This is a genomic window from Flavobacterium sp. 245, assembly GCF_004362055.1.
In the GTDB taxonomy this organism is placed as follows: domain Bacteria; phylum Bacteroidota; class Bacteroidia; order Flavobacteriales; family Flavobacteriaceae; genus Flavobacterium.
The window spans coordinates 50713-76885 of sequence record NZ_SNXB01000008.1; the positions used below are offsets into that span (position 1 = coordinate 50713).

The 26173-nt window shown below is 33.6% G+C and carries 26 protein-coding genes; 7 read left to right on the forward strand and 19 right to left on the reverse strand.

Annotation, left to right across the window (positions count from 1 at the left end; translation table 11 throughout):
- Nucleotides 1–11 precede the first annotated feature (11 nt).
- On the forward strand, nt 12–2408 hold the full coding sequence (locus tag EV145_RS15445) for a glycosyl hydrolase family 95 catalytic domain-containing protein (protein WP_133526100.1): 2397 nt from the start codon (nt 12–14) through the stop codon (nt 2406–2408).
- A 279-nt stretch (nt 2409–2687) separates the two neighbouring features.
- On the opposite strand, the gene EV145_RS15450 is transcribed toward EV145_RS15445, so the two are convergent.
- The 4 genes from EV145_RS15450 to EV145_RS15465 form a co-directional block, all read right to left on the reverse strand.
- Nucleotides 2688–3362: a hypothetical protein gene (locus tag EV145_RS15450; protein WP_133526101.1), complete on the reverse strand. Its 675-nt coding sequence runs from the start codon at nt 3360–3362 to the stop codon at nt 2688–2690.
- 5 nt (nt 3363–3367) lie between these two features.
- On the reverse strand, nt 3368–4360 hold the full coding sequence (locus EV145_RS15455) for an alpha/beta fold hydrolase (RefSeq protein WP_133526102.1): 993 nt from the start codon (nt 4358–4360) through the stop codon (nt 3368–3370).
- 222 nt (nt 4361–4582) lie between these two features.
- Nucleotides 4583–5668, reverse strand: coding sequence for a helix-turn-helix domain-containing protein (locus EV145_RS15460; RefSeq protein WP_133526103.1), 1086 nt, complete (start codon nt 5666–5668; stop codon nt 4583–4585).
- 122 nt (nt 5669–5790) lie between these two features.
- A complete protein-coding gene (locus EV145_RS15465; RefSeq protein ID WP_133526104.1) occupies nt 5791–6336 on the reverse strand; it encodes a CvpA family protein in 546 nt (181 codons plus the stop codon).
- Nucleotides 6337–6586: 250 nt separating this feature from the next.
- On the opposite strand from EV145_RS15465, the gene EV145_RS15470 reads away from it, so the two are divergent.
- From EV145_RS15470 to EV145_RS15480, 3 genes are all read left to right on the forward strand, one after another.
- Nucleotides 6587–6943, forward strand: a complete 357-nt coding sequence (locus EV145_RS15470; RefSeq protein ID WP_133526105.1) for a hypothetical protein — start codon at nt 6587–6589, stop codon at nt 6941–6943.
- 122 nt (nt 6944–7065) lie between these two features.
- Entirely contained in the window at nt 7066–8085 is a 1020-nt protein-coding gene (gene pheS / locus EV145_RS15475) for a phenylalanine--tRNA ligase subunit alpha (protein WP_133526106.1), read from the forward strand.
- Nucleotides 8086–8184: 99 nt separating this feature from the next.
- Complete coding sequence (locus tag EV145_RS15480; protein WP_133526107.1) at nt 8185–8592, forward strand: hypothetical protein; 408 nt, start codon at nt 8185–8187, stop codon at nt 8590–8592.
- 138 nt (nt 8593–8730) lie between these two features.
- Here the strand turns inward: EV145_RS15480 and EV145_RS15485 are convergent, their stop codons facing one another.
- From EV145_RS15485 to EV145_RS15495, 3 genes are all read right to left on the reverse strand, one after another.
- Nucleotides 8731–9726 (reverse strand): NAD(P)H-dependent glycerol-3-phosphate dehydrogenase, encoded by a 996-nt coding sequence (locus EV145_RS15485; protein ID WP_133526108.1) that lies wholly within the window; start codon nt 9724–9726, stop codon nt 8731–8733.
- 367 nt (nt 9727–10093) lie between these two features.
- Nucleotides 10094–11251: an iron-containing alcohol dehydrogenase gene (locus EV145_RS15490; protein ID WP_133526109.1), complete on the reverse strand. Its 1158-nt coding sequence runs from the start codon at nt 11249–11251 to the stop codon at nt 10094–10096.
- 186 nt (nt 11252–11437) lie between these two features.
- Nucleotides 11438–12199 carry a type 1 glutamine amidotransferase domain-containing protein gene (locus tag EV145_RS15495; protein ID WP_166638470.1) on the reverse strand — a complete coding sequence of 254 codons (762 nt, stop codon included), beginning with the start codon at nt 12197–12199 and terminating at the stop codon, nt 11438–11440.
- A gap of 85 nt (nt 12200–12284) precedes the next feature.
- Between EV145_RS15495 and EV145_RS15500 the strand changes: the two genes are divergently transcribed.
- Together EV145_RS15500 and EV145_RS15505 are read left to right on the forward strand one after the other, a co-directional pair.
- The gene (locus EV145_RS15500; RefSeq protein ID WP_133526110.1) at nt 12285–13190 is read left to right on the forward strand and encodes a LysR family transcriptional regulator; all 906 of its coding nucleotides are present in this window, start codon (nt 12285–12287) and stop codon (nt 13188–13190) included.
- A 122-nt stretch (nt 13191–13312) separates the two neighbouring features.
- Nucleotides 13313–13684, forward strand: coding sequence for a PKD domain-containing protein (locus tag EV145_RS15505; protein WP_133526111.1), 372 nt, complete (start codon nt 13313–13315; stop codon nt 13682–13684).
- A gap of 46 nt (nt 13685–13730) precedes the next feature.
- Here EV145_RS15505 and nadD read toward each other — a convergent pair whose 3' ends face one another.
- The 5 genes from nadD to EV145_RS15530 form a co-directional block, all read right to left on the reverse strand.
- Entirely contained in the window at nt 13731–14312 is a 582-nt protein-coding gene (gene nadD, locus EV145_RS15510) for a nicotinate (nicotinamide) nucleotide adenylyltransferase (RefSeq protein WP_133526112.1), read from the reverse strand.
- A gap of 32 nt (nt 14313–14344) precedes the next feature.
- Nucleotides 14345–14710 carry a four helix bundle protein gene (locus EV145_RS15515; protein WP_133526113.1) on the reverse strand — a complete coding sequence of 122 codons (366 nt, stop codon included), beginning with the start codon at nt 14708–14710 and terminating at the stop codon, nt 14345–14347.
- A gap of 59 nt (nt 14711–14769) precedes the next feature.
- Nucleotides 14770–15342 carry a guanylate kinase gene (gene gmk, locus EV145_RS15520; RefSeq protein WP_133526114.1) on the reverse strand — a complete coding sequence of 191 codons (573 nt, stop codon included), beginning with the start codon at nt 15340–15342 and terminating at the stop codon, nt 14770–14772.
- A gap of 132 nt (nt 15343–15474) precedes the next feature.
- Nucleotides 15475–16335 carry a YicC/YloC family endoribonuclease gene (locus EV145_RS15525; RefSeq protein ID WP_133526115.1) on the reverse strand — a complete coding sequence of 287 codons (861 nt, stop codon included), beginning with the start codon at nt 16333–16335 and terminating at the stop codon, nt 15475–15477.
- Between the two features lie 294 nt (nt 16336–16629).
- On the reverse strand, nt 16630–16977 hold the full coding sequence (locus tag EV145_RS15530; RefSeq protein WP_133526116.1) for an arsenate reductase family protein: 348 nt from the start codon (nt 16975–16977) through the stop codon (nt 16630–16632).
- A 79-nt stretch (nt 16978–17056) separates the two neighbouring features.
- Between EV145_RS15530 and EV145_RS15535 the strand changes: the two genes are divergently transcribed.
- A complete protein-coding gene (locus tag EV145_RS15535) occupies nt 17057–17512 on the forward strand; it encodes a DinB family protein (protein ID WP_133526117.1) in 456 nt (151 codons plus the stop codon).
- A gap of 30 nt (nt 17513–17542) precedes the next feature.
- Here EV145_RS15535 and EV145_RS15540 read toward each other — a convergent pair whose 3' ends face one another.
- The 7 genes from EV145_RS15540 to EV145_RS15570 all read right to left on the reverse strand — a co-directional run bounded on the left by EV145_RS15540 (nt 17543) and on the right by EV145_RS15570 (nt 26156).
- Nucleotides 17543–18028: a septal ring lytic transglycosylase RlpA family protein gene (locus EV145_RS15540; protein WP_133526118.1), complete on the reverse strand. Its 486-nt coding sequence runs from the start codon at nt 18026–18028 to the stop codon at nt 17543–17545.
- An 83-nt stretch (nt 18029–18111) separates the two neighbouring features.
- Complete coding sequence (locus EV145_RS15545; RefSeq protein WP_133526119.1) at nt 18112–18534, reverse strand: hypothetical protein; 423 nt, start codon at nt 18532–18534, stop codon at nt 18112–18114.
- A 105-nt stretch (nt 18535–18639) separates the two neighbouring features.
- Nucleotides 18640–21471: a TonB-dependent receptor gene (locus EV145_RS15550; RefSeq protein WP_133526120.1), complete on the reverse strand. Its 2832-nt coding sequence runs from the start codon at nt 21469–21471 to the stop codon at nt 18640–18642.
- 312 nt (nt 21472–21783) lie between these two features.
- Nucleotides 21784–23427, reverse strand: coding sequence for a glucose-6-phosphate isomerase (gene pgi / locus EV145_RS15555; RefSeq protein WP_133526121.1), 1644 nt, complete (start codon nt 23425–23427; stop codon nt 21784–21786).
- 136 nt (nt 23428–23563) lie between these two features.
- Nucleotides 23564–24226: a hypothetical protein gene (locus EV145_RS15560; protein WP_133526122.1), complete on the reverse strand. Its 663-nt coding sequence runs from the start codon at nt 24224–24226 to the stop codon at nt 23564–23566.
- A gap of 50 nt (nt 24227–24276) precedes the next feature.
- Complete coding sequence (locus EV145_RS15565; RefSeq protein ID WP_133526123.1) at nt 24277–24897, reverse strand: hypothetical protein; 621 nt, start codon at nt 24895–24897, stop codon at nt 24277–24279.
- Nucleotides 24898–24935: 38 nt separating this feature from the next.
- Nucleotides 24936–26156, reverse strand: coding sequence for a M23 family metallopeptidase (locus tag EV145_RS15570; RefSeq protein WP_133526124.1), 1221 nt, complete (start codon nt 26154–26156; stop codon nt 24936–24938).
- Nucleotides 26157–26173: the final 17 nt, after the last annotated feature.

Genomic DNA, 26173 nt, shown 5'->3' on the forward strand with positions numbered 1-26173 from the left:
GATAACCAGATATGATTAAAAAAACATTTTTCATCTTACTTCTCACATCTTACTATATAAACATTTCGGCGCAATCCAAACATGTTTTATGGTACAATCAACCGGCAGAATTCTTTGAAGAAAGCTTAGTTCTAGGAAACGGAAAAATGGGCGCAACAGTTTATGGAGGCGCAAATTTAGATAAAATTGATCTTAATGACATTACGCTTTGGTCAGGCGAACCTGTAAATGCAAATATGAATCCGGAAGCTTATAAAAACATTCCGGCTATTCGCGAAGCATTAAAAAATGAAAATTACAAACTGGCAGAAGAGCTCAATAAAAAAGTTCAGGGAAAAAATTCCGAATCGTACGCGCCGTTAGGAACATTAGAAATCAATAATTCTGAAAAAGGGAAAGCGGTAAATTACCATCGGGAATTAGATGTTTCGAATGCAATATCAAAAGTGAGCTATGAAATGGCGGGCATAAAATATACTCGTGAATATTTTGTCTCAGCTCCAGATCAAATTATGATCATCAAACTGACTGCCGACCAAAAAGGAGCTTTAAATTTTGATATTAATTTAAAAAGTCTCTTACAGTCAAATGTCGAAGTGAAAGGGAATATCTTGGTCATGACAGGTGTTGCGCCAATTCATGAAAATGCCGGTTATGCTGTTTTGCCAAAATATCTGAGCATAAAAGAAAGAGGAACAAAATTTACCACTTTGGTCCAAATCAAAAAAACAGACGGAAAAATTACAACTTCACGAGAAGCTTTAACCTTAAAAGATGCAACAGAAGCCATTATTTTTGTTTCTGTTGCAACAAGTTTTAATGGCTTTGACAAAAATCCTGCGACCGAAGGTGTAGACGATATAACAATGGCATTGCAAAATTTGAACAAAGCCTATGCAAAATCATTCGACAAATTAAAAGAATCTCATATTGTCGATTATCAAAAATTCTTCAATCGTGTAAATTTGGATTTAGGAAAAACTACAGCACCAGATTTACCCACAGACGAACGTTTACTCCGATATTCAGAAGGGAAAGAAGATAAAAATCTAGAAATCCTGTATTTCAATTTCGGGCGTTATTTGTTGATTAGTTCATCAAGAACAATTGGCGTTCCCGCAAACTTGCAAGGACTTTGGAATCCGTATTTAAAACCGCCTTGGAGCAGTAATTATACGATGAATATCAATCTCGAAGAAAATTACTGGCTGGCAGAAAACACTAATCTTTCTGAAATGCATTTGCCACTTTTGAGTTTCATTAAAAACCTTTCGGTAACCGGAAAAGTTACGGCTAAAACTTTTTATGGAGTCAAAGAAGGCTGGGCAGCAGCACATAATTCTGATATTTGGGCAATGACCAATCCGGTTGGGCAATTTGGAAAAGAAGAACCAATGTGGGCGTGCTGGCCAATGGCAGGCGCATGGCTGAGTACGCATATATGGGAACATTATGTTTTTAGTCAGGACAAAGTGTACTTAAAGAAAGAAGGTTATCCGTTGATGAAAGGCGCGGCCGAATTTTGTCTGGGCTGGCTGACAACAGATAAAAATGGAAATTGGATTACTTCGCCTTCAACATCACCGGAAAATCAGTATAAACTTGCAGACGGATTTGTGGGCGCAACACTTTATGGAGGAACTGCAGATTTAGCCATGATTCGCGAATGTTTTGATAAAACAATAAAAGCCTCGAAAATATTGAATGTTGATGCCGATTTCAGAGAGAAACTTGAAAAAACGCTTAGTAAATTTCATCCTTATCAAATTGGAAAAAAAGGGAATTTGCAGGAATGGTATTTTGACTGGGAAGATAAAGACCCTAAACATCGTCATCAATCGCATTTATTCGGGCTTTTTCCTGGAAATCATATTACGCCTTTAAAAACACCAGAGTTAGCCGAAGCATCAAGAAAAACACTTGAAATAAAAGGTGATGAAACTACAGGCTGGTCAAAAGGCTGGAGAATTAATTTGTGGGCAAGACTTTGGGACGGCAATCGTGCTTATAAAATGTATCGTGAATTATTGCGTTACGTTGATCCAGACAAAAAGAAAACAGAAAAACCAAGACGTGGCGGAGGAACGTATCCTAATTTGTTTGATGCGCATCCGCCTTTTCAAATCGACGGAAATTTTGGAGGTGCAGCAGCCGTTGCCGAAATGCTTGTGCAATCTGATGAAAATGAAATTCGTTTGCTTCCTGCTTTGCCAGATGCTTGGGAAGAAGGTTCAGTTATTGGGATTTGTGCCCGAGGCGGATTTGAAATCGAAATGAGCTGGAGCAATAAAACGATTCAAAAATTGATAGTTTCTTCTAAACTTGGTGGAAACACAACATTAATTTTCGGTGATAAAAAACAAAATATTACACTTAAAAAAGGAGAGAAGTTAGAGGTTAAATTCTAAATTTTATTTTGAAAAAGAATGCCATCCTGAGCGAAGTCGAAGGCTAGCTTGTTATAAATGGTCTTCGACTTCGCTCCGCCTGACAACATGTTATAAACCCGACAGGTTTTTAACCTGTCGGGTTTGTTTTTTAAACACATAGAAACATAGATTTTATGTTTTGTTTAAAATAAAGAGAACTAAAAGAAAAACACATTTTTCACACATAGCTATGTTTATTTAAACAAGTGAAACGCCTTTAACCGCAAGGAAAACTATGTTTCTATGTGTTTAAAAAAATCATTCCAATTTATAACTATATCCCAATTGCAAATAAAACGGAATCAAAGGCGTACTTTTAAAATCTTCATTCATTACTTTTCCAGCTCTTAATATAAGATCGCTTCGATTAAAAGAATAACCGCCCTGAATCCCGAAATTGAAATTCCCGCCTGTTGTGGGTTCAAACCAGCCATTTTTAACATCGGGATAAACATCTTTATAAATAGCAGTATGTTTGAAATGGGTGACAATGGCTTTGTCAAAACCAAATTCTCCAGCAATGAACCATTTTGGTTTGTAATATCCAATGGTTGTCGATGCATCGGCACCAAAATTTTGCAAAGTCACCAGAGGATTTCCATACCGCCTATAAATTCCGTGAAGCGCTGCATTAAAATAGAAATTTTCAGTGTGGTAGAAATTAATTTGTCCGCCAATTTTAGTTTTAAAATCATCAAAAATAACTTCTCCTGAAGCAAGCGAAAAAGAACTTTCCAGAATAATAGGTAATTTGGTTTTTAAATGATAGCCGTAACCAAAGCCATAAGTAAAACTGTATTCCCATCCAGCATTGACATTTAAAATGTGTTTTTCTTCATTTTTCAGATTTTTCCAGTTTGTATTTTGTGCTTGCAAAATGTTGGAGGTGAAAAGTGAGATGAGAAATGTGACAAATAATAGTAGTGCTTTCATGGCTTTTATTTTAAATTATTTAAATAATTCATCACAATTGGATGCACGTTTTCCCATTTGAAATAAATCATTTCATGGCCAGTTCCTTTCACTTCTTCAATAGCTGCATTTGGAAAATACGCGGCCTCTTTTTGGGCAAAATTCAAACCATAGGACTGATTTAATTCGCCATATAAAAACAACACTTTAGTTGTGTACTGATTTAAATTGGTAGTAAAATCAAAACCATCATTTTCGGCGATGTCTGTAAAACTTTCTAAAACAGTTGTTCCAATTCTCCAAAATGGCGATGGCCCAGGAATGCCTTCTTTATTGCCTTTTGCATAAGAGAAACTCGTAGCAATCCCGAATTTATAATCAAGAATTTCGTGCTGATTTTCTTTTCCAGTCAAAAATTGGTCAACATATAAAAGATTGCTGGTGACTTCTGAAAATATCTCGATTTTCCGGCTCATTTCGCCATATTCATCTAATAGTTTTTTGTTCAGCCCGCCGGGTTCAGCGAGAATAAGGCCGTTGATTTTATCAGGATACGAATTGACATAAGCAGTTCCGAGCATTGCGCCCCACGAATGCCCAAAGAGAAACACTTTTTGTTCTGGAGAAGTTCTGTAATGCTTAATGACCTCTGTCAAATCATCTAAAACAAGCTGAATAGAATAACTTTTTTTATCATGCCTTTTTGATAATCCAGAGCCGCGCTGATCGTAGAAAATTACATAGTAACCATCAGTTGCAAGCTGTTGCACATTCAAGCCGTTTCGGTAATCAGAACCTGGACCGCCGTGCAAAAAGATAAGCATTGGATTGTTTGGATTTCCAAAAGCCTCCGCGTGAAGCTGTGTTCCGTTGACTGAAATTGAAGGTAATGAGGAATCCTGATCGACTGTTTTCGGAACTAAATTTCCGATGCCGTTTATGTCATTTTCATTTTCACATCCAAGAAAAAAGAAGATCGAAACAGCTATTACAGCTGTATAAATTACATTGGTTTTCATTGCATAAATTTTTAAAATTTCTGCAAAGATGTGTTTCGGTACTATATGAGTCGCCCCAACTTGTAAGGTGGTTCTTTTTTGTGCTAAGGTGCTAAGTTTTTTTGTGTTGAAATTTGCTCGCAAAGTCGCAAGGTTGCAAAGTTTTGAAAAAGATTGAACAAAGAAAAACTTTGCAACCTTGCGACTTTGCGAGATTAAAAAATTACTTTGCTTAAAAAAAACTTATTTCAAATATTCAGAAGGGGAAAGTCCAGTTGCTTTTTTAAAGTTTCGGTTAAAAGCTGTTTTTGAATTAAAGCCACATTCGAATGCAACAGAAAGCAAAGTGAATTTTTGATTTTCGGGCAAAAGAATCCGTTTTTTGAATTCTTCTACGCGTTGTGAATTAATATAATCGTAAAAATTTTTCCCTTCGGCTGAATTGATTACCTGCGAAAGAATATTAGAATGAATGTTTAATTTTTGCGATAAATCGGCCAAAGTCAAATCAGGGTTTTGATACAATTTTTCATCTGTCATTATCTGAGTTAACTTTTGATGAAGCGACTGAAGTTCAGAATTGCTTAAACCTGATTTTTCATATTTTATTTTTTCTGATAAATTTTCAAGAGAAGAAATAGTTGAAATTTTGTCTTCAGAAATAGTTTGATTCGTAAAAATTCCAACTTGTTTTATTCCAAAAAAGCCAATGAAAATTAGATAAAAAACAACAACCGAAAAGATATATTCATCATTAAAAAAGATAACCACAACCCAGATAATGCTCGAGCCGAGAATTAAATATTGAAGCCAGCTGAGGTTGATTTTTTCGGTAAAAGAAAATGCTTCAGAAATATTTTTTCGATGTTTTGAAAGTTTTTGGAGCGAAAGCAGTGCATAAACAATTCCAGAAAAAAGAATTGCGGTATAAAGAATCAAAATCAAATCTTCATAACCTTTTCCTTCATTTTCAAAAACCTTTAATTTTTCTTCAAAAGAAAGCTCAAAAAACGGAATCAAAATTAAACAGGCTACTACAAAAGGCAAAAAATGCAAAAGATTGTATTTTTTGTGCCGATTCTGATTCGTCAGTGCCGAAGTGTATAAAAACAAAAAAGGTCCTTGAAGTAATGGCATTGGGAGTTCAAAGCCTAATAAAAATGGAAATGAAGCAAAATCATTTTTATAATGCAGATAGTACAAAAACAAATGAAATCCGGTAAAAAACAGCCAGAACGCCAGAATCTTATCCGCTTCACTTTTATTTTTTTTGCTTGCAAGAATAACAACCAGAAAAAAGGTGATTATTATGCCCGTTAAATACAACATATTGGTTTTTGCTTTTGGTTAAATAAGCTGTTGGAAATACGAGGCAAGATAATTTATTTCCTTCAAATATTTGAAAATGAAATGTTTTCTAAATATTATTTAATATTTGAAGACAAACTAAATTATTCTTTTTCAGTTTCTGATGTTTCATCAGGTTTTTTGCTACTCTCTTTTTTAAAGCTTTCGTACCATTTTTCAATTGAAGGATATACAAATGACGCCACTTTTTTTACCGGATTGTAAAAAATAGATTTGTCTAAAGTTTCTTGTTTGGCAAAAGTATTATTGAAGTTTATTTTTTCGAATAAAGCAATAAAAATACTCATGATCAAGATGGTTTTTAAAACTCTAAAAAAGCCTCCGCCTAATTTATTTGCCCACCCCAGAAAAGCAAAATCAGCAATTCCGGTTAAAATTTTGGCTAAAAAGTAAACGCCAATCACAACGAGAATAAACGTTAGAATAAAAGCCGTAATTTGAATAGTGCTAGGATTCCATGAAACATGTTTCATGATCATTTCTTTCATTATAGACGAAAATTTAATCGCAAGATAGATTCCTAATAATAAGGAAATAAAAGAAGCAACTTCTACAAAAAGTCCGTTTTTAATTCCTTTGTATAGACTATAACACAAGATTCCTCCAAAAATAATATCAAAAAGGCTCATAAATTTCAATTGTTTTATTGAGGCGCAAATATATGTATTTTTAGGTTCAGAGGTTAAGAGAAACAAAGCCTCAGAGGTTTTTTTAAATCAAAATTTAGCCCTGAAGCCTCGAGATGCTTATTTAGTATCATAGCAACTTTTTAATGTATTTAATTTTTTAAGGTGTTTGAGATCGAAGTCCGTATCTTTGCAAGCAAAAATTTATGTTTTGGAATTTATAATTCACAATTCATAATTCATAATTAAATAAATGTCTAGAGATACACAACTAAAAGAGCGCTGGGAAAAGCTCGTCGATATACTTTCAAATCAATTTTCGCAAGGAGAAGATTTAGATTTAGATGCCATTATTTACCTAATTGGAGTTCAGGAATTAGGAAAAGTTCACCGAGAATTCAAAAAAGATGAAAAGCTGAACTTAATGCACATTGCAATCTGCAGATTATTAGAACCATACGGATTCTACGAATTTGAATATTTTGATGAAGACGGCTGGCCACATTACAAAGTAAAAGAGCAGTTGCCAGCATTAAAAGCTGGTGAACAATCGGTTTTAATGAAAGAAGCCATTGTGAGCTATTTTTTAGAAAGAAAGTTTATAGAGTAGTTTTTGGTGACACTCACAGCAGGGCTTTGCAAAATTATTGAGTTGAAAACTGAAAACTGTGACTGTGACCGCACACTTTAAACTAAAAACACTAAATTTGTATTCTCAAGAACCGAATGAAAATGATAGATAAGATTAAAGATTATATTGGGGAAGCCCAATCTTTTTCAACTGAAAACAAAGAAGAGCTAGAAGCATTCCGTATAAAATTCTTAGGAAAAAAGGGAGTTTTAAACGATTTTTTCGCGGAGTTTAAAAACGTGCCAAATGATCAGAAAAAAGAATTTGGTCAAGTTATAAATGCATTAAAAAATGCTGCTGAAGAAAAAGTAAAAACTATTGTTGAGACTTTAGAAAGCAAAGAAGAGACAAAAGGTATTTTTGGTGATTTGACTCGAGCTGCAGAACCAGTAATTGTTGGTTCTCGTCATCCGATTTCGATTGTTAAAAATCAGATTATAGATATTTTTGCCAATATCGGATTTAATGTTTCTGAAGGTCCAGAAATTGAAGATGACTGGCATAACTTTACAGCATTGAACTTGCCAGAATATCATCCGGCACGTGATATGCAGGATACGTTCTTCATTCAGACAAATCCAGATGTGCTTTTGCGTACGCATACATCATCGGTTCAGGTGCGTTATATGGAAAATCATAAACCGCCAATTCGTACTATTTCACCTGGACGCGTTTTTCGTAATGAAGCTATTTCGTCACGTTCACATTGTATTTTCCATCAAGTAGAAGGATTGTACATTGACAAAGATGTTTCTTTTGCCGATTTAAAGCAAACATTACTTTATTTTACCAAAGAAATGTTCGGAAAATCTAAAATCCGTCTTCGTCCGTCTTATTTCCCATTTACAGAGCCAAGTGCCGAAATTGATATTTACTGGGGTTTAAAAACGGAAACAGATTACAGAATCACAAAGGGAACTGGCTGGTTGGAGATTGGTGGATGCGGAATGGTGGATCCAAATGTTCTTAAAAACTGCGATATTAATCCAGATGAATATAACGGTTTTGCTTTTGGAATGGGAGTGGAGCGTATTGCGATGCTTTTATACCAAATTGGCGATATCCGTATGTTTTATGAAAACGATGTTCGTTTCTTGGAGCAATTCAAGGCAAATATATAATTTAAGTTAAAAAGTCATAAAGTCGAAAGTCAAAAGTCTCATAGTTATGGCTTTTGGCTTTCGACTTTATGACTTTCGACTTTTAAACTTTTGACTCATATGAAAAAAGATATTATAATTCCAGAAGTTGAAAATGTGTTTCTTGCTGCAGTGCAGGAATGGAGCGACGATTTTATGGAAAAAGTATGGTACGCTTACTTGGTTAACGACAGTGATTTTAACTTAGACAGCGTAATGGTTGTTTCTAAAGCATTTGGAACTATAGACGGCGAGATGAAAAAAACATCTGTTTTGCGTCATGCTTTTGTTGAGGTTCCTGCAGTTTCGGTAGTAAAAATCGAAATGATAGAGAAAAGCCTTTTGGTTATGAATAATGAATTTATGGTAACTTTCTTTATTGGAAATACTTTGTACGACAAGAAATTTATCTTCAAATCTAATTTAATCAACGAAAACGATACGGAAGAAGTGCCGATTCTGTTTGTTGAAGGGATTATGGTGAAGTAAGAAAATAGAGTGTAGAACATAGAGTATAGACTTTAGAATATACTTAAAATAAAAAAGAGTCAAGACAAAATTACATTCGTCTTGACTCTTTTCTATTCTTGCCAATTACAAGTCTATACTCTATATTCTAAATTCTTTTTAATCCAAAGACTCCGTCAATTTCTTAAACACAGACTTCGCATCTTTTCCTTCGTATAAAACAGCGTAAACAGCGTCTATAATAGGTGTTTTTGCACCGTAGCCTTGATTTAGTTTATAAGCACTTTTTGTAGCGTAATAACCTTCCGCAACCATGCTCATTTCCATCATGGCACTTTTTACTGTATATCCTTTTCCAATCATATTCCCGAACATTCTGTTTCTAGAGAAAACCGAATATCCTGTAACTAATAAGTCGCCCAAATAAGCCGAATCATTAATATTACGCTTCATCTTATGTACTTTTCTGATGAATTTTTTCATTTCACGAATTCCGTTGCTCATCATAACTGACTGGAAGTTGTCGCCATATCCTAAACCGTGTGCGATTCCGGCAGCAATTGCGTAAATGTTTTTTAGCATTGCAGCATATTCAGTACCAATAATATCATCTGAAATTTTGGCTTTGATGTAATTTCCTGAAAGTGATTTGGCAACATTGCAGGCTTTTTCAGGATCACCGCAGGCAATTGTCAAATAAGAAAGTCTTTCTAATGCAACTTCTTCTGCGTGACAAGGACCAGTTATTACACCAATATTGTAATAAGGAATATCATACTGAATATGAAAATGTTCCCCAACAATTAAACTTGTTTCTGGAACAATACCTTTTATAGCCGAGAATATAATTTTATCCGCAAGCGAAACAGTCATGTTTTTCAATTCGGCATCTAAAAAAGCTGATGGAATAGCGAAGATTAAATAGTCTGCGTATTCAATTGCTTCGTTGATATTGTTAGTTAATTTAAGTTTTTTGGTATCAAATTCTACTGAACTTAAATAATTTGGATTGTGTTTGTATTTTTGAATGTGCTCGATTGCAGCGTCATTACGCATATACCATGCAATTTCGGATTGATTAACGCATAACATTTTTGCAATTGCCGTAGCCCAGCTTCCTCCTCCAATTACTGCAAATTTTAAATTTTCGCTCATTATTTTAATAATTTAAAACAAAAGTACTTAATAATGTAGTAATAATACAAAATCTGATTTAAGAAATTTGTGAAAAGCCTTTAAAAATCCCGCTTTTTTAAAAGGTTATTAAAAAAATAAAAAAATATTTTGCATTCTACACAATAAAGTAATAACCCTTACGTTGTAAGTGATTATAAATTAGAATTTTAATGAGTTTAATAAAAATTGAGTTAGTTAGTTTTGTTTTAGTATTTTAAAAAGGCGCTCTTAAACTAGTTAAGAACGCCTTTTTTTAGTTTACAGTTTACGGTCACAGTTTTAAGTGTAGATCGCGACTGGATTCTAGTTTACAGTTTTTACTGAGACTGAATACTGCAACTGAAAACTAATAACTAAGTTCAACAATAGATTTTACTTTATCTAAAGTTACTAATTGATTTTCTCCTAAACCTTTCCAGCCTCTTTCGTCAAAACGATTTACAATAAAATCGGCTGTTTTTGAGTAATCATCAGTGTATTGCGAAAGTTTTGTGTCCATTCCCATTGTGTGGAAAAATTGAACTGTTTTATTGATTGCTTCTTTTGCTACTTCATCATCTGATCCGGAAAGATTAAAAATGCGTCTTCCGTATTGAGCTAGTTTGCCTTTTTTTGTTTCAAACATTACTTTGTATAAACTTGGGCCAATAATCGCTAACGTTCTGGCATGATCAATTCCATAAAGCGCTGTTAATTCATGACCGATCATATGTGTTGCCCAATCTTGTGGAACACCTTTTTGTATCAATCCGTTTAATGCCATTGTACAGCTCCACATAAAATTCGAAGCCAAAGTATAATCTGTAGGGTTCTCAACAACACCTGGGCCAACTTGAATTAAAGTCTGCAAAATTCCTTCGGCAATTCTGTCCTGAAGAAATCCTTCGTGTGGATACGTCAAATATTGCTCCATTACATGTGTGTAAGCATCTACCACACCATTTTGAATTTGTCTTTTCGGCAAAGATGCGATTACAGTTGGATCACAAATTGAAAATTTAGGGAATAATGCGCTTCCGCCAAAAGCCAATTTTTCCTGAGTTGCATCAATGGTAACGACTGATCCTGAATTCATTTCACTTCCCGTTGCCGGCAATGTCAAAACAGTTCCAAATGGGATTGCATTTTCCTTAATCAAAATTCTTTTTTGAAGAATATCAATTGGGTTTCCTTCAAAATTTACTGCAGCCGAAATGAATTTGACGCCGTCAATTACCGATCCTCCGCCAACAGCTAGAATAAAATCAATTTTTTCTGCTTTGATGACTTCAACGGCTTTCATTAAAGTTTCGAATCTCGGATTGGGTTCAATTCCGCTAAATTCTACTATTTCAAAACCTTTTAAGTTTGCGATTACTTGATCGTAAACACCATTTTTAAAAATACTTCCGCCACCGTATGCCAATAAAATTTTAGCACCTTTTGGAACTAAAGTCGAAAGTTTTTCAATTTGTCCTTTTCCGAAAATCAAATTTGTCGGGTTGTATAATTCAAAGTTTAGCATGATTTTTTTAAGGTTCTAAGATGCTAAGGTTCTGAGGTTCTAAGTTTTTTTCTTTGAACTTATTCAGCAAATTTAGCATCGTTAATTATTTGATTTTTTATTAATTCGAGAGAATAAGGGAATGATTCTTTAAGTTGCTAAGAGAAAAACTTAGAACCTTAGCAACTCAGTCCCTTAGTCCCTTTTTTAGTTCAATTTCTGTAATAATTTGCCAGCTACTAGTTTAGATGATGCTGGGTTTTGGCCTGTAATTAAAAGTCCATCTTCAACAGCATATGGTTGCCAGTTTGGTCCTTTTGAAAAAATCCCCCCATTTGATGCTAAGGCATCTTCCAATAAAAACGGAACAACCTTTGTCAAACCGACTGCTTCTTCTTCTTCATTAGTAAAACCGGTTACTTTTTTGCCTTTTACTAAATAAGCGCCATTAATTTTTACATTTTTTAAAACAGCAGGTGCGTGACAAACAAAAGCAACTGGTTTGTTATGTGTATAAAAAGATTCAATCAAAGCAATTGAACTTTTGTCTTCGACTAAATCCCAAAGCGGACCATGCCCTCCTGGATAAAAAACAGCATCGTAGTCTTTTTGATTTATTGTCGAAAGTTTTAAAGTGTGTTTTAATTTTTCTTGTAAAACCTTATCGGCATCAAAACGTTTTGTGTCTTCGGTAGCCGAACTTGGATCAGCACTTTTAGGATCAATTGGTGGTTGGCCTCCAAGTGGCGACGCAATTGTGATTTCGACTCCTTGATCTAATAATTCGTAATATGGCGCAGCTAATTCTTCTGACCAAAATCCTGTTTTTTCTCCTGTATTGCCCAGTTTATCATTGCTGGTTACAACAAATAATACTTTTTTCATACTTTTTTTCTTTGATTTTTGCGCTAAAGCAGTTGTACTGATAGCTGTAAATGCGATTATTGCTAGTAATGCTATTTTCTTCATAATATTAAATTTTCAACAAATTTACGTGTAAAGTGATATCAGTAAAAATAAAATAAACTATGTTTGTTATAAATATATTTATATCATGGTAAATCTAGAATGGTACAGAACATTTAAAGCGGTTTATAAAAATGGGAATTTTTCGATAGCCGCAAAAGAGTTATTTATGAGCCAGCCTGCGGTAAGTCAGCAGATTTCAATGTTAGAAGCTCATGTTGGAAATAAATTATTTAATCGAAAGTCAAAGGGCGTAGAACCAACGGAATATGCTAAGTTACTGAATAATTTGATTATAGATGCCCTTGACCGACTTGAAAGTGTTGAAAGCAGTTTTAGAACAAAAGCGGAAGATGCAAATCGATTAATTTCGGTTGGGATTTCTAGGCATCTTTTTGATTGTGTGGGAGCTCTTTTAATTTCAAAATTTGATTTGATAGATTTTACTTTTGCAGAAAATGACGAGCTTTTTGATTTAGTGAATTCTAAAAAACTTGATTTTGCAATTACAACAAAAAGATTTGACACATTTGATACTCTTTATGAAATTGTAGGCAAAATAAAATTGATATTGGTTGCGCCGTCAAGTTTAGATATAACTGAATTTCGCCAAAGATTAAAAACAGACAATTTTACCGAAATTGAACAATGGCTCAATGCCCAGAAATGGTATAGTCATGATGCTCGCATTCCACATATAAAACTATTTTGGCTACATGCTTTTAATAAAAAGAGACCGTCAATGATTCCTAATTATATTATTCCTTCAGAATCTGAAATGCTTAGGCTTTTAGCTAAAAATGAAGGTATAGCGGCAACATGGAATTGCAATGCGAGAAATTATATTAAAGAAAATAAATTACAGCTGGTTTGGAACAGTTTTCATGTTCCAGAAGAATTTGTGTATTTGTTAGCGCCAAAGAATAACAATTTAAAATCGTTTTTTGATATTATTGAGAAAGAATTGAAATTGTTTTTTGGGAATAGATTGTAGTTTAATATTGTTTGATTTTTAGGTGCTTAGCGACTTTAAAGTATGAAAATTCTTTAATTTAACTTTGAATTTGGTTAATAAATGAATAATTTTGATAGGTAAACCACTAAAAATGTCCAATTATGAAAAAGATTACAACAATTTTGATGCTTAGTTTGGTATTCTTTATGAATAACTCTTGCAGCAAACATGATGATGAAGCAATAATTGATTGTTTTGGTGACTCAATTCTAACCGAATTAAAACATGCGGCAGATGCGGGAAATTCAAAAATAATTAATTACTCCATACAATATAGCGGAAGCAATACAGTAAGTGCTGTAAAATGGAATTTTGGTGACGGAACACCTGTTCAAACCATAAGTAGTGCAACCGGAGCTGTGTCGCATACTTATACTGCTACAGGAACATTTGAAGTAAGAGCTGATGTTGTTCTTTCAAAAAGTGGAGGAAGTTGTACTGTGAGCCCGAAGAAAAGTGTTACAGTAAATTAAAAAAATAGAAAAGCCTGATTCTTTAAAATTTCAGTCAGGCTTTTTTTTACTTCTTATAAAAATTATTGTGATCAATATACTCCCAAACTTTTGGAGGCAATAAAGGCTGAATATTTTTTCCCTCTTTAATGCTTTTTCGAATAAAAGTCGATGAAATTTCTACAATTGGCGCGTCTATAACATGAACTTTTGGATGCGATTTTAATTCGATGTTTTCCTCTTCTTCAGAAATGCGTGGATATACATAAATGTCGTAATGATCTAGAATTACTTCGTAGTTTTTCCATTTATGAAGCGTTTTCAGATTGTCTTCCCCCATAATCAATGAGAAATCATGATTTGGATATTTCTCCTGTAAATGAACTAAAGTATTCACGGTATAGTTCGGTTGAGGCAATTTAAATTCAATGTCCGAAGGTTTGATTTTTGGATAATCTTCAGTAGCTAAATAGACCATTTGGAACCGTTGATGATCATCAAGCAAAGTAGCCTTCTTTTTTAACGGATTATGAGGTGTAACAACCATCCAAACCTGATCTAAATCGGCAAACTCAGCCATGTGATTGGCAATGATCAAATGACCAACATGAATGGGATTATACGTTCCGAAATAAAGGCCTACTTTCATTTTTAGAGTTCTTAGTTCTTAGTCTTTAGTTCCTAGTCTTTAAGATTTTTAGAAAAAGCACTTATCATTTTACTTTCTTCTTCAATCAAAAACATAATCTCATTAAATAGATTATCGTCAGAAATAAATTCTAATTCTTTTGCAATAATTAATTGTGTTTCTATTTCATTCAGCGAACCTCTGGAAATATTCAAAAAGTGGTTAAATGACTTGTCAGTTTGGCGTCCAAAACCTTCTGCAATATTTGAAGGAATGGATACGCTAGCTCTTTTTAATTGACTTGTTAACGCATATATTTCTTCTTTAGGAAAGCTCTTTGTTAGTTTGTAAACGAGAACAACTATTTTTATTCCTTTTTGCCAAATAAATAATTCTTTGTACGATTTAATACCACTCATTCAAATCTTATAATTTAATTTCTTCCAAAACTAAGGACTAGGGACTAATAGACTAATGACTACTTAGAAACAAAATCCTTTACTAACTGATAAGCTTCTTCTTTAGCAGTATCTAAATCGTAGTTTTTAATGATGGTATCAAATTGAGGAGCAGTAGCTAATTCTACCGATGCTTTTGCAATTCGCATGTTTATTTTGTCGTCACTTTCAGTCGAACGTTGTTTTAATCTTCTTTTAAGTTCGTCGACACTTGGCGGTTTTACGAAAACAGCTAAAGTTTGTTCCGGGAATTTATGTTTAATACGTAATCCTCCGGCAACATCAATATCAAAAATCACATTTTTTCCTAAAGCCCAGATTCTTTCAATTTCCGCCTTTAAAGTTCCGTAGAAATTGTCACGGTACACTTCTTCCCATTCCAGGAAATCTTCAGCTTTAATGTGTTTTTTGAATTGGTCAAGCGAAATAAAATAATAATCTTTTCCGTGTTCTTCTTCTCCGCGAGGGTCGCGTGAAGCCGCTGAGATAGAAAATTCTAAATTTAAATCTTCTTTCCCAAGTAAATGCCTTACTATAGTTGTTTTTCCTGATCCAGACGGTGCTGAAAAAACAATTAATTTTCCTTTGTTCATTCTTTTATGCTTTAGGCTTTAAGCAATATGCTTTAAGCTTTAATTTATGCTTTAAGCTTTAGGCTGTACGCTTTAAGCTTTAATTTTGCTGTGTTTTTTGCTTACGGCCTATAGCTTAAAGCTTACAGCTTTTTAAAGTACATTTAAAACCTGTTCTTTAATCTTCTCTAACTCATCTTTCATCATCACCACTAATTTCTGCATTTGAGCATGATTCGATTTAGATCCCATAGTATTAATTTCACGACCCATTTCCTGAGTAATAAAACCTAATTTACGGCCATTAGCTTCCGTTCCTTTGATTGTTTCTAAGAAATAGTCTAAATGGTTTGTCAAACGTACTTTTTCTTCTGTAATATCAAGTTTCTCTAAATAGTAAATCAATTCCTGTTCGAAACGATTTTCATCAACATTTACTTTCAATTCAGAAATAGCAGTTTGCAAACGATCTTTTATTGCTTGAACACGTTCTGGATCTAAAGCCAAAGCATCGTCCATATATTGACGGATATTTGCAATTCTAAGGTTGAATTCTTTCTCAAGTGATTCACCTTCGTCTTTTCTAAAATTTAAGATGTTTTGTAAAGCGTCGTCAACGATAACTTTAATTTGATCCCAGTCGTTTTCGTCGATTTCCTCGCGTTCTGTTTTTAAAGTATCTGGCATACGAACGGCCATTTTCATTAATTCAGTTACATCGGCGTCTGGATATACTTGTTTAAGTTGTTCAATGTAGTTTTTTACGACAGGAACGTTTACTTTAGTCGAAGTTTGTTCAGCGGTGCTTTCGATATAGATTCCGAAATCAATTTTTCCTCTTTCTAGTTTTGTAGAGATTAAAGTTCTTAAACCTAATTCCATTTCGCGGTAAAGCGACGGCATTCTTACGTTTAAATCTAAACCTTTACTATTTAAGGATTTTACTTCAACGGTAATTTTTTTTGTAGGCAATTGCAAAGAAGCTTTGCCAAACCCTGTCATAGATTGTATCATATAATTGAGTATAAAGGCGCAAAGATAATTAAAAGTTTGCTCTGTTTATGACGTAAAATACTATTCTATGCTATAGAAAAGCGGTTTAACGATTTTTTTTAACAAATTTCTCTATTATGACAGAAGTTACTTGGTTGTAAAAGATAATTTGGGCGTGACCACATCCCGATAAGAGGGCAATTTTACTTCGCGATTATTCGCCCTCTTATCGGGATGCGGTCGGGCTATCCGCGCTACTTCGGTAGCCAGCTCCTATCCCTCACGCAAACAACACAATGAAACAAATTCTGTAGTTTAACTTAAAACTTTAATAACTTCTGCTATATTTTTTTGGCCATTGCCAATGTAGATTTTCCCATCAATAATAAAAACCGGACGACTTAAAAAAGTATAATGTTCTAAAATGTACTTTTTAAAATCTGCCTCAGTCAGTGATTTGTTTTTTAAATCCATCGATTTGTACAATTGCGCCTTTTTGCTAAACAACGCTTCGTAGCTTCCAGAAAGTTTATACATTTCCTCAAGTTCCGCTTCTGTAATCGGATTTTGTCTGATGTCTTGAAAAACTAAATTGTTTTCAGGCAGACTTTTAATGATTTTTCGACAAGTGTCACAAGATGCTAAATAATATATTTTGTTCATTTTTTGTAAATTTTGTTAGACATGCAAAGAAAATTCATTTAAAACTTAAAAATACCTAATTTTAAAAAAAAATATAACTATGAAATCTGTTTTTGAAGTTCAAAAAACCATTAGAGAAGTTCTTTTGAAGATTTTAGATAATCATTCACTAGAGCAATTAAACAAAATTCCAGAAGGATTCAGCAACAATTTGATTTGGAATATTGCGCATTGTGTAGCATCGCAACAAGTTTTGATTTACAAATTATCAGGTTTGCCAGCGCAAATTTCTGAGGAATTTATCTTGAAATATAAAAAAGGCACAAAACCAGAAGGCGATGTTTCGCAAACCGAAGTTGACGAAATCAGAAACTTACTTTCAGCAACTTTAGAGCAGACAATTAAAGACTTCGAAGAAAATATTTTTGTTAATTACAATGAATATACGACTAGTTTAGGTTATGTACTAAAAGATATTCACGGTGCGCTTGATTTCAATAATTATCATGAAGGAATTCATACCGGAATTGCAATGAGCATTAGAAAGTTTGTTTAAAAAAAAATCCTGCTTCAAGCAGGATTTTTTTTATTCTATAATAGTTTCAATCGTTACTTTCATAGCGCCGGCGCCTTTGCTTTTTGTGATTTCCATAAAAGCTCGTTTTGAAAGATCTATTTCGCGGGTTTTAACAAATGGGCCACGATCAGTAATTTTTACAATGACAAATTTTCCATTAGCTTCATTTGTTACTTTAACACGAGTTCCAAAAGGGAGTTTTTTGTGGGCTGCAGTGTACTTACTGTTGCTGAAACGGCTTCCATCTGCTGTTTTCTTTCCATTAAAACGATCTGCATAGTAGGAGGCATGAGCGTTTTTTTTGTAAGTTTTTAATTTTAATCCTTTATCAGTAAAGACAGAGTCTGTTGGCAAAGCGATTATATTAGGTCTTGTTGTAAGCGTATCTTGAGTTTTTGGTTCAATAACAGGCTTGGTTTGGCTTATAACGTAGGTAAAGCAACTTATAAAAGTTACTATAAGCGATGTGAGTATAAAATTTTTATTGTTTCTCATGGGTTATTTTTTTCAGACTTGGGGAGTTTGTACAAATAATATGCCATTATAAAAAAAGTCCTACAAAATTAGGACTTTTTGTTTTAGAACCAAAGGTTCCAAGGTATTCTGCTTAAAATAAGCAATAATCCTAAACCGTAAAAGATTGCAAATGTTTTAAATTTTGCTTCACTATTTATTAGTTTTTTATGTTTAGACCATCCAATAGTAATTAAAATGATGGCAATAATGTTGATAAGAGGGTGTTCAAGTGAAGTAAGTCGCAGCTCGGCATTAGACATTTGTCCGAAAGCAGCTTTTCCAAGCGGAGATACAAAATAAAGAATTAGACCAATCAAAAGTTGTGTATGAGTTCCAATTAAGGCAAATAACGAAATTTTGCGGTCTTTGGCAGTAAATTCTTTTTTAGAATTTAATCCAATTAGTGCGTTTACTACTGCAACTAATAGGAGCAGTAATGCCAAGTAAGCCCAGCCCGAGTGAAATTTTTGTAGAAAATGATACATAAATTATGTTTTTTGTTTAAAACAAATATAGAAAAAAAGGCCATAAAAAAAACGGCATTAAACTAAAAGTCAATGCCGTTTTATTATTTATTAAGATTCTAAATTTTAGAAATCGTAACGTAATGTAAAGTTCCAAGTTCTTCCGAATCCAAAGAATACCTGGTTAGCAGTAGCTACACCATTGTAAAGTAATCCTTTTGAAGCATAAGTACCGTTTGCACCAGCTGGTTGTCCAGCAGCAACTGGAAGGTTGTCATCTGCAAAGATATTAGTTCTTGATTCAGCGATATAAATTTTATCGAAAACGTTGTTAACGTTTAATCTGAAGTTTACTGATTTGTCTTTGTTTTTACCAGTTAACATTTTGTATGAGAAACCAGCATCAAATAATCCGTAAGAAGGTAATTCTAATGAACCTTTGTTTACAGGGTTTGTGAAGCTATTAGGGCTGATTCCAGCGTATACATTGTCATTATAGTTGTAGTTAGCATCTAAAAACACTCTTGTTAAAACTTCGTAAGAAGCTCCTAAAGAAGCTGTTAATTGTGCAGCATCACCAACTTTTACTCCATCCATGTAGATAGTTGCAGCAGTGTATCCAGGAACTGGAGTGTTGTCTACTTGCCAGTAAGCATTTAATGTAGCATTTCCTTTGTATTCCCAGATTCCGTAAGAAGCCATACCATAAACTCTTAATTTGTCTGTGATGTTAGAGCTTCCTTCAAACTCAATTCCAGAGTGAACTTCGTTAAGACCTGTGTATTCAGTATATGTTGTACCTGCTGGAATAGTTGCAGAAGTTGGTAAAGCGTTACCTTTTAAGTATCTGTCATCCCAGTTAGTGTTGTACACGTTAACAGATCCATTGAAGAATCTTGAACGGAAAGAATAACCAGCTTCGAAACCTAAGATTTTCTCATTTGTTAGGTTAGGGTTTACTGTAGATCTGTTGTTAGGATATACAGAGTTGAAGAATGGTTGTCTTGAGTAGTATCCTGCATTAGCAAAAACATTGCTTTTTTCATTAATGTTGTAGTTAACTCCACCTTTAATATTTCCACCTAAGATGTTTTTGTAATCTGTTGATGATAATGGATCAGTTGGCAAGTAAACGAAATCATCTTCTCTTTTGAATCCTTGTTGAGAAACAGCTCCTTGAACGAAAGCAGTTAAATTATCTTTAGAGTATTCTAATTGAGTAAACACACCATACCATCTAACTTTTCCAGTACTGTTGAAAGAGATTTTTTCATACTCTTTTTTGTCAAAAACATTCCATTGAACGTCTGTTGGGTAAGTAGTTGTAACGTGTTTTGTTGGATTACTTTTTTGTGAAGTGTCGTAAAACTCATCAGCACCAAATAAGTCATTTAATACAGTAAAGTGGTATCCTGTGTATGTTCTTCCGTCAAAACCAAAGTCTAAAGTCAAAGTTTCAGACAGTTTTTTGTTTAAGTTGATTACAGCTCCATACCAGTCATGTGAGTTGATAGAAGATGTTTGAGAGATCCCTGAAGTACCAGTACTTGCACCATTTGCAGCACTAGAACCAGAAGAGAATGTATTTTGGTAAAGACCACCTACTTTAGCTCTTGTTTGTAATCCTGTAAAACCATTGATGTTAACAGGCTGTCCTGAGTTGTATGCTACAATTTTATCGTAATCGATTAAACCGTCAGCAGTTCTGAAAGCTACAAGGTCATTGTAAACTTTTCCTCTAATTCCACCAGCAGCACTAGCTCCAGCTCCACGACCTAAAGATGCGTAAAGTACAGAAGAAAGTTTTGTAGTTTCATTGATTTTGTAATCCCAGTTGAAAGAAGCAATTGGTTTGTGGTAGTAGTTCTTTCTGATATTGTATTCTTCACCATTACGGTATCCCGTATCAGCGTTGTATTTGTAATTTGGTTTGTCAAGACTACCATATTGTTGGTAAGTAGCAATTGTAGATACAGTAGATCTTTGGTTGTGCCATTGTGGAGCACCAGTTACTGTTAATTGGAAATCATGCGTTCCGCTTTTGTTTCCATATCCTAAAGCTACAAAGTAGTTAGAACCTTCAAACGCTGTTCCAGGGATGTAACCATCTCCCATTGTTTGAGATAATAAGATAGAAGCAGAAAGACCATTGCTTAATTTTCCAGTACTGTATGAACCTTGAATTTTAAAGTTTCTTCCGTTACCGAACATAGAAGCGAAAGATCCGCCTTCTTTTCTGTCAGAAGTTTTAGTAAGGATGTTGATTGTTCCTCCTACAGAAGGAGATACCAATTTAGAAGAACCTAAACCTCTTTGAACTTGAATAACAGAAGCTACATCTGAAAGACCAGCCCAGTTACTCCAGTAAACAGAACCATTTTCCATGTCGTTAACTGGCATACCATTGATCATTACTGCAATGTTATTTTGGTTAAAACCACGTAATGTAATTCTTGAATCTCCAAAACCACCACCTGATTTAGTAGCATAAACTGAAGGAGTGTTTTTTAAGATTTCTGGAAACTCTTGAGTTCCTAATTTTTGCTGAATTTCAGCTGCTTTAATTGTAGACACAGCAACCGGAGTTTTTCTGTCTTTAGCAACGTCAATTACACTGCTTTTTACTACAATCTCGCTTAATTCATTTGAGTTAGATGCTAAAACAATCTCACCTAAGTTTGTAGTTGAGCCATTTGATACTGTAAATTTTACAGTTTTGTTGTCATAACCTAAGAAAGAGACAACAATCTCTCCTGAACCCGTTGTTGAATTGAGGGTAAATTTACCATCAAAATCTGTTGAAGTAGCTGTAGATGATCCTTTGATCGCTACGTTTGCTCCTGGTAATGAACCGCCTGTTCCGTCGGTAATTGTACCAGTCACTTTTCCTTGAGAAAATACGGTTGAAACTATCATAAAAAATAGTCCAGTAAGTAACCAATTTTTCATTTTCTTCATTTGTTATTTAGTTTATTGTTTTTGGCAAAATTATAACATTAAAATCAGATAATGTTATCAAAATGTTAAGAAAAATTAGTTTTACGTTTTCTGCTGCGCATTAAAATGATTTTTTCTTTTTTAGTTAAATTAAATAACACTTTTTTGAATTTAAAGCCTTGTTTTTTGTTAAAATGATAATGATTTGAACAGTCGTGTAGCCGTAAACCTGCAAAAAGATATATTTTAAGGCTTTTAGGTGGTTGTTTTATACGAAAAAACGCCTTAATTTTTATTAAATTAAGGCGTTTCAGTTTGTTATAAAATTGTGATTTATTTGTTTTTCAAAAAGTGATTTAATAAAAAGGTTGTAGAACTGTCATGAGCCTTAACAGTTTTAGAATTTATTTCGTCTAAAATAGAATTTGCCAACTGTTTTCCTAATTCAACACCCCACTGGTCAAAACTGAAAATGTTCCAGATAATGCCTTGAACAAAAATTTTGTGTTCGTATAATGCAATCAACGAACCTAAGCTTTTTGGCGTCAATTTTTCAATCAAAATTGTATTTGTTGGTTTGTTTCCGGTAAATACTTTGAAAGGCAATAAATAAGAAGCTTTTTCTGCAGAAAGTCCTTGTTTGTCAAATTCTGCCTGAACTTGAGCTTCTGTTTTTCCGTTCATTAACGCTTCAGTCTGAGCGAAAAAGTTTGACATTAATTTGTCGTGATGATCTTCGTTTCCGTAAAGTGGTTTTATGAACCCGATAAAATCGGTTGGGATTCTTTTAGTTCCTTGGTGAATTAATTGGAAGAAAGCATGTTGAGAATTTGTTCCTGGTTCTCCCCAAATAATAGTTCCAGTTTGATAGTTTACCGGTTTTCCGTCACGGCCAACACTTTTTCCGTTGCTTTCCATAGTTGCTTGTTGCAAGTACGGAGCTAGTTTTGCTAGATATTGTGTGTACGGAATCAAAGCTTCGCTTTCGGCTCCATAAAAATTATTGTACCAAACACTTAATAAAGCCAAAATTACCGGAATATTTTCATCAAATTCTGCCGATTTAAAATGCTCGTCCATTTCATTTGCACCAACTAATAATTGGTTGTAGTTATCAAAACCAACTGCCAGAGCAATGCTTAAACCAACAGCACTCCAAAGAGAAAATCTTCCTCCAACCCAATCCCACATAGGGAAAACATTGTCTGGATTAATTCCGAATTGTGTTACTTTTTGAATATTTGTAGAAACGGCAACGAAGTGTTTTGCAATATCTTCCTGAGAAGCCGATTTCAAAAACCACTCTTTAATAGTTTCAGAATTTGAAAGTGTTTCCTGAGTTGTAAAAGTTTTAGAAACAATTAAAAATAAAGTCGTTTCTGGATTTAACTTTTTAATTACTTCATTTACGTGATCGCCGTCAACATTAGAAACGAAATGTAAGTTTAAGTGATTTTTGTAAAATTGTAAAGCTTCAACTGCCATTACCGGACCAAGATCTGAACCTCCAATTCCAATATTTACGACATCTGTAAATGTTTTTCCTGTAAAACCTTTTCTTTCGCCAGAAATAACTTCGTTCGTAAAGTTTTTGATTTTATTTTTTACTTCATAAACTTCAGGAATTACATTCTCTCCGTCAACTTTAATTACTGCCGATTGCGGGGCACGCAAGGCAGTATGTAAAACGGCACGGTTTTCTGTTTGATTAATTAATTCTCCTCCAAAATAATCAGAAATTGCATTTTTTAATCCAATTGAATTTGCCAGTTCTAGTAAAAGAGAAATTGTTTCCTGACTTATATTGTTTTTAGAATAATCAACTAAAAAATCATTCCATTGTAAATTGAATTTTTCAGCGCGGGCATTATCCTGTTGAAATAATTCTTGTATCGTTGTTTCGTGAATTGCATTATAGTGGTTTTGCAGATTTTTCCACGCCTCAGTCCCAGTTGGGTTTGTTGTGTTTAAAGCCATTTGTATTTTATTATGTGGTTTGTTTTTTCAGAAACACAAAAATACTGAAATTACTTTTAAAAGCTTAACGGTTCACGATTATATAACAATTAGTTACGAAAACGTTTTATGAATGTGATTTGAAAATAATCAGTTCTTAAAATTTATCAACACTAAGAATTTTGATTAAAAGTGCTAAAGGAAAAATTATTGAACCGAGAATAAAAATGGTTTTACCATGATTTCGGTCGGCATCATTATAGGAATAAATGCGTTGACCGTTTGGTAAAGTTTTTTTAGAAGTCCAAAGCGAATAACCAATAACAATTCCAATTCCGCCACCCAAAAGTGAAAATATATATCCAGCAATTATCCAAGGTTTTTGATTTTCTTCTGGCTTTGCTAAAATTTTCAGACGTTCTTTTTTTAAAGAAGAAAGCATGTCAAGATCAATATTTTTGCCTCGCTCTTTCAGAAGTTTTTGTGCTAATTTGTAATCAAAAACATTCCATTCGTCCGATTTTAAAAGAACATCGTATAATTCTTCATCCGAAAAGCTTAAAAGATAGTAATCTTTGTCAACTTGATTTAGAAGGTTTTCGGTGTCTTTTTCCAGAATATCTTCCGCCTTAGCGAAATCAGCAGGATCAATCTTTATCTCATATTGATTTTGTAAAGTACTTCCTGAAAAAGTAATGTCAACAGGTGCAATATTATCAGCTAAAACTGTTTTGATATTGTTTTTGTTTAGTAATATTTCAATCTCTTTGGCTTGAATTCTAGTTGGGAAATTCTTAAAAGCGATAAAATTTTCAGTCATTATTTGGGGTTGGTTTTAATGTTTTATTCTCTTTTTAAAAGTTTAATTTATTACCAAATCTTCCACCAAGGTTTTTTATTTACTTCGATAGTTTTCTTTTCGGGATCAATTTCTATTCTTTTTGAAGGTTCTATTTTAATTTTTGAATCATCAAAAAACATTTCGCCATTATCATTCATTCCAATTGGAAGTTTGGTTTTTTCTTTCCAATCTTCGGTTTGTAATTCAGGAATTAGTGCCAAATTGACTTTGGCGCTGAATTTTTTTCTTGCTTTTTCTATAATTTCTTCTTCTAGATTTGAAGAAGAATTTTTAAAAAGCGTCAACGAATTGTCAGGAATGTTTAATAGAAAAACCTGAGTTTTGTCTCCAATTTTATAAATATCCAAAACTTTAAAATAAGCAATTGTATCTAGAAGAAAGTGCCCAATTTTTGCAGAATCAGGATTGAATTTTGATAAATCTTTGGGATGAGAACTAGCAATCAAATATCTAAAATTTCCAGAAAGTCCACCGCCAATAGAAGTCATATCAGTAAATCCTTTTTCCTGAATTATCTGTCCGATTTTGTAATTCGAAATTAAATTCTCTGATAAATTCGTGTCTCTGTAAAATAGTTTTAAACCAGAAAAAGTTTCACTGTAAATTGCTTTAAGCCGAGCATTTTTCATGTTTTGCTATTTTTTGAATTGAGTTTTCAATAAAAAAATTAAAGATTCCCTATACTGTCCAATTCTCTTTTCAACGGTTCGATTTGTTTAGTGAAGCGAGTTTTGTCATTTCCCGTTAAAGATTCTCCGGTTGGTAAATTTAAACGAAGTGCATCTACTTGAACGCCATTCTTCCAGAAACGATAACAAACGTGTGGTCCAGAAGCTAAACCCGTACTTCCAACTAAGCCAATAGTCTGTCCTTGTGTAACGCGCTGTCCGCGACGAACCAAGATTTTTGACATATGCAAATATTGAGTAGAGTAGGTTCCGTTGTGTTTTACTTTAACAAAGTTTCCGTTTCCTGCTGTATATCCCGTTGCTTCAACAACTCCAGAGGCAGTTGTAGAAATAGGAGTTCCTCGCGGCGCTGCATAATCTGTTCCTTTGTGTGCTTTCCAGGTATGCTGAACCGGATGAAATCTATTCATTGTAAATCGAGAAGTGATTCGGCTGAATTTAATCGGCGTTTTTAGGAAGAAATTTTTAAGTGTTCTTCCTTGGTCATCATAATATTCTATCTTTCCTGAAAGCGTATCTTTTTCAAACGGAAAAGCATAAACGATTTTTCCTTTATATTCAAAAAAAGCAGCTTCAAGCTCTTCAACACCGTCGTACGTTTTTCCGTTGATGAATCTTTCAGTGAAAATTAATCCATAGCGATCGCCTTTTTTAAGTTTGAAAAAGTCAATTGACCAAGAAAATACTTTTGTAATTCTGCTGGCAAGTGCAGTTTCGACACTTTCATTTCCTAAAGTTTCAGAAAGAGAGCTTTTTAAAACGCCACCAATAATTTTGCGTTTTAAAGTAACCGGTTTTATTTTTTTGTAAGCTTTTGCAATACTGTCTCTCAAATCAATGACATAATAGGTCAGAGCGTCAGGTTGATAGATAAAAACTTGAAGGTTGTTAGTTTTGTTTTTTGAACGAAGCAAAGTATAAGGTTTGTTGTAACGAATTGATCTAACATTAAAAGAATCTTTTACCTGTTCGACAATATCGTGTACTTTTTTGTCACCAATATTTTGACTTTGAAAAATAGATCCGAACGAATCTCCTTTTGAAATGGTGTCGTTTACAACATTAAAGTCTGCGTAATTAAAACCAAACTCTACTTTTTTAGTTTTTGGTTTTGCGATTTTAGTTTCAACTTTTTCATCCGTTTTATTGCATGAAAACACTGAGAATAAAAGGATTATAATTACAACTGCTTTTTTCAAACTTATACTTTTTTTAG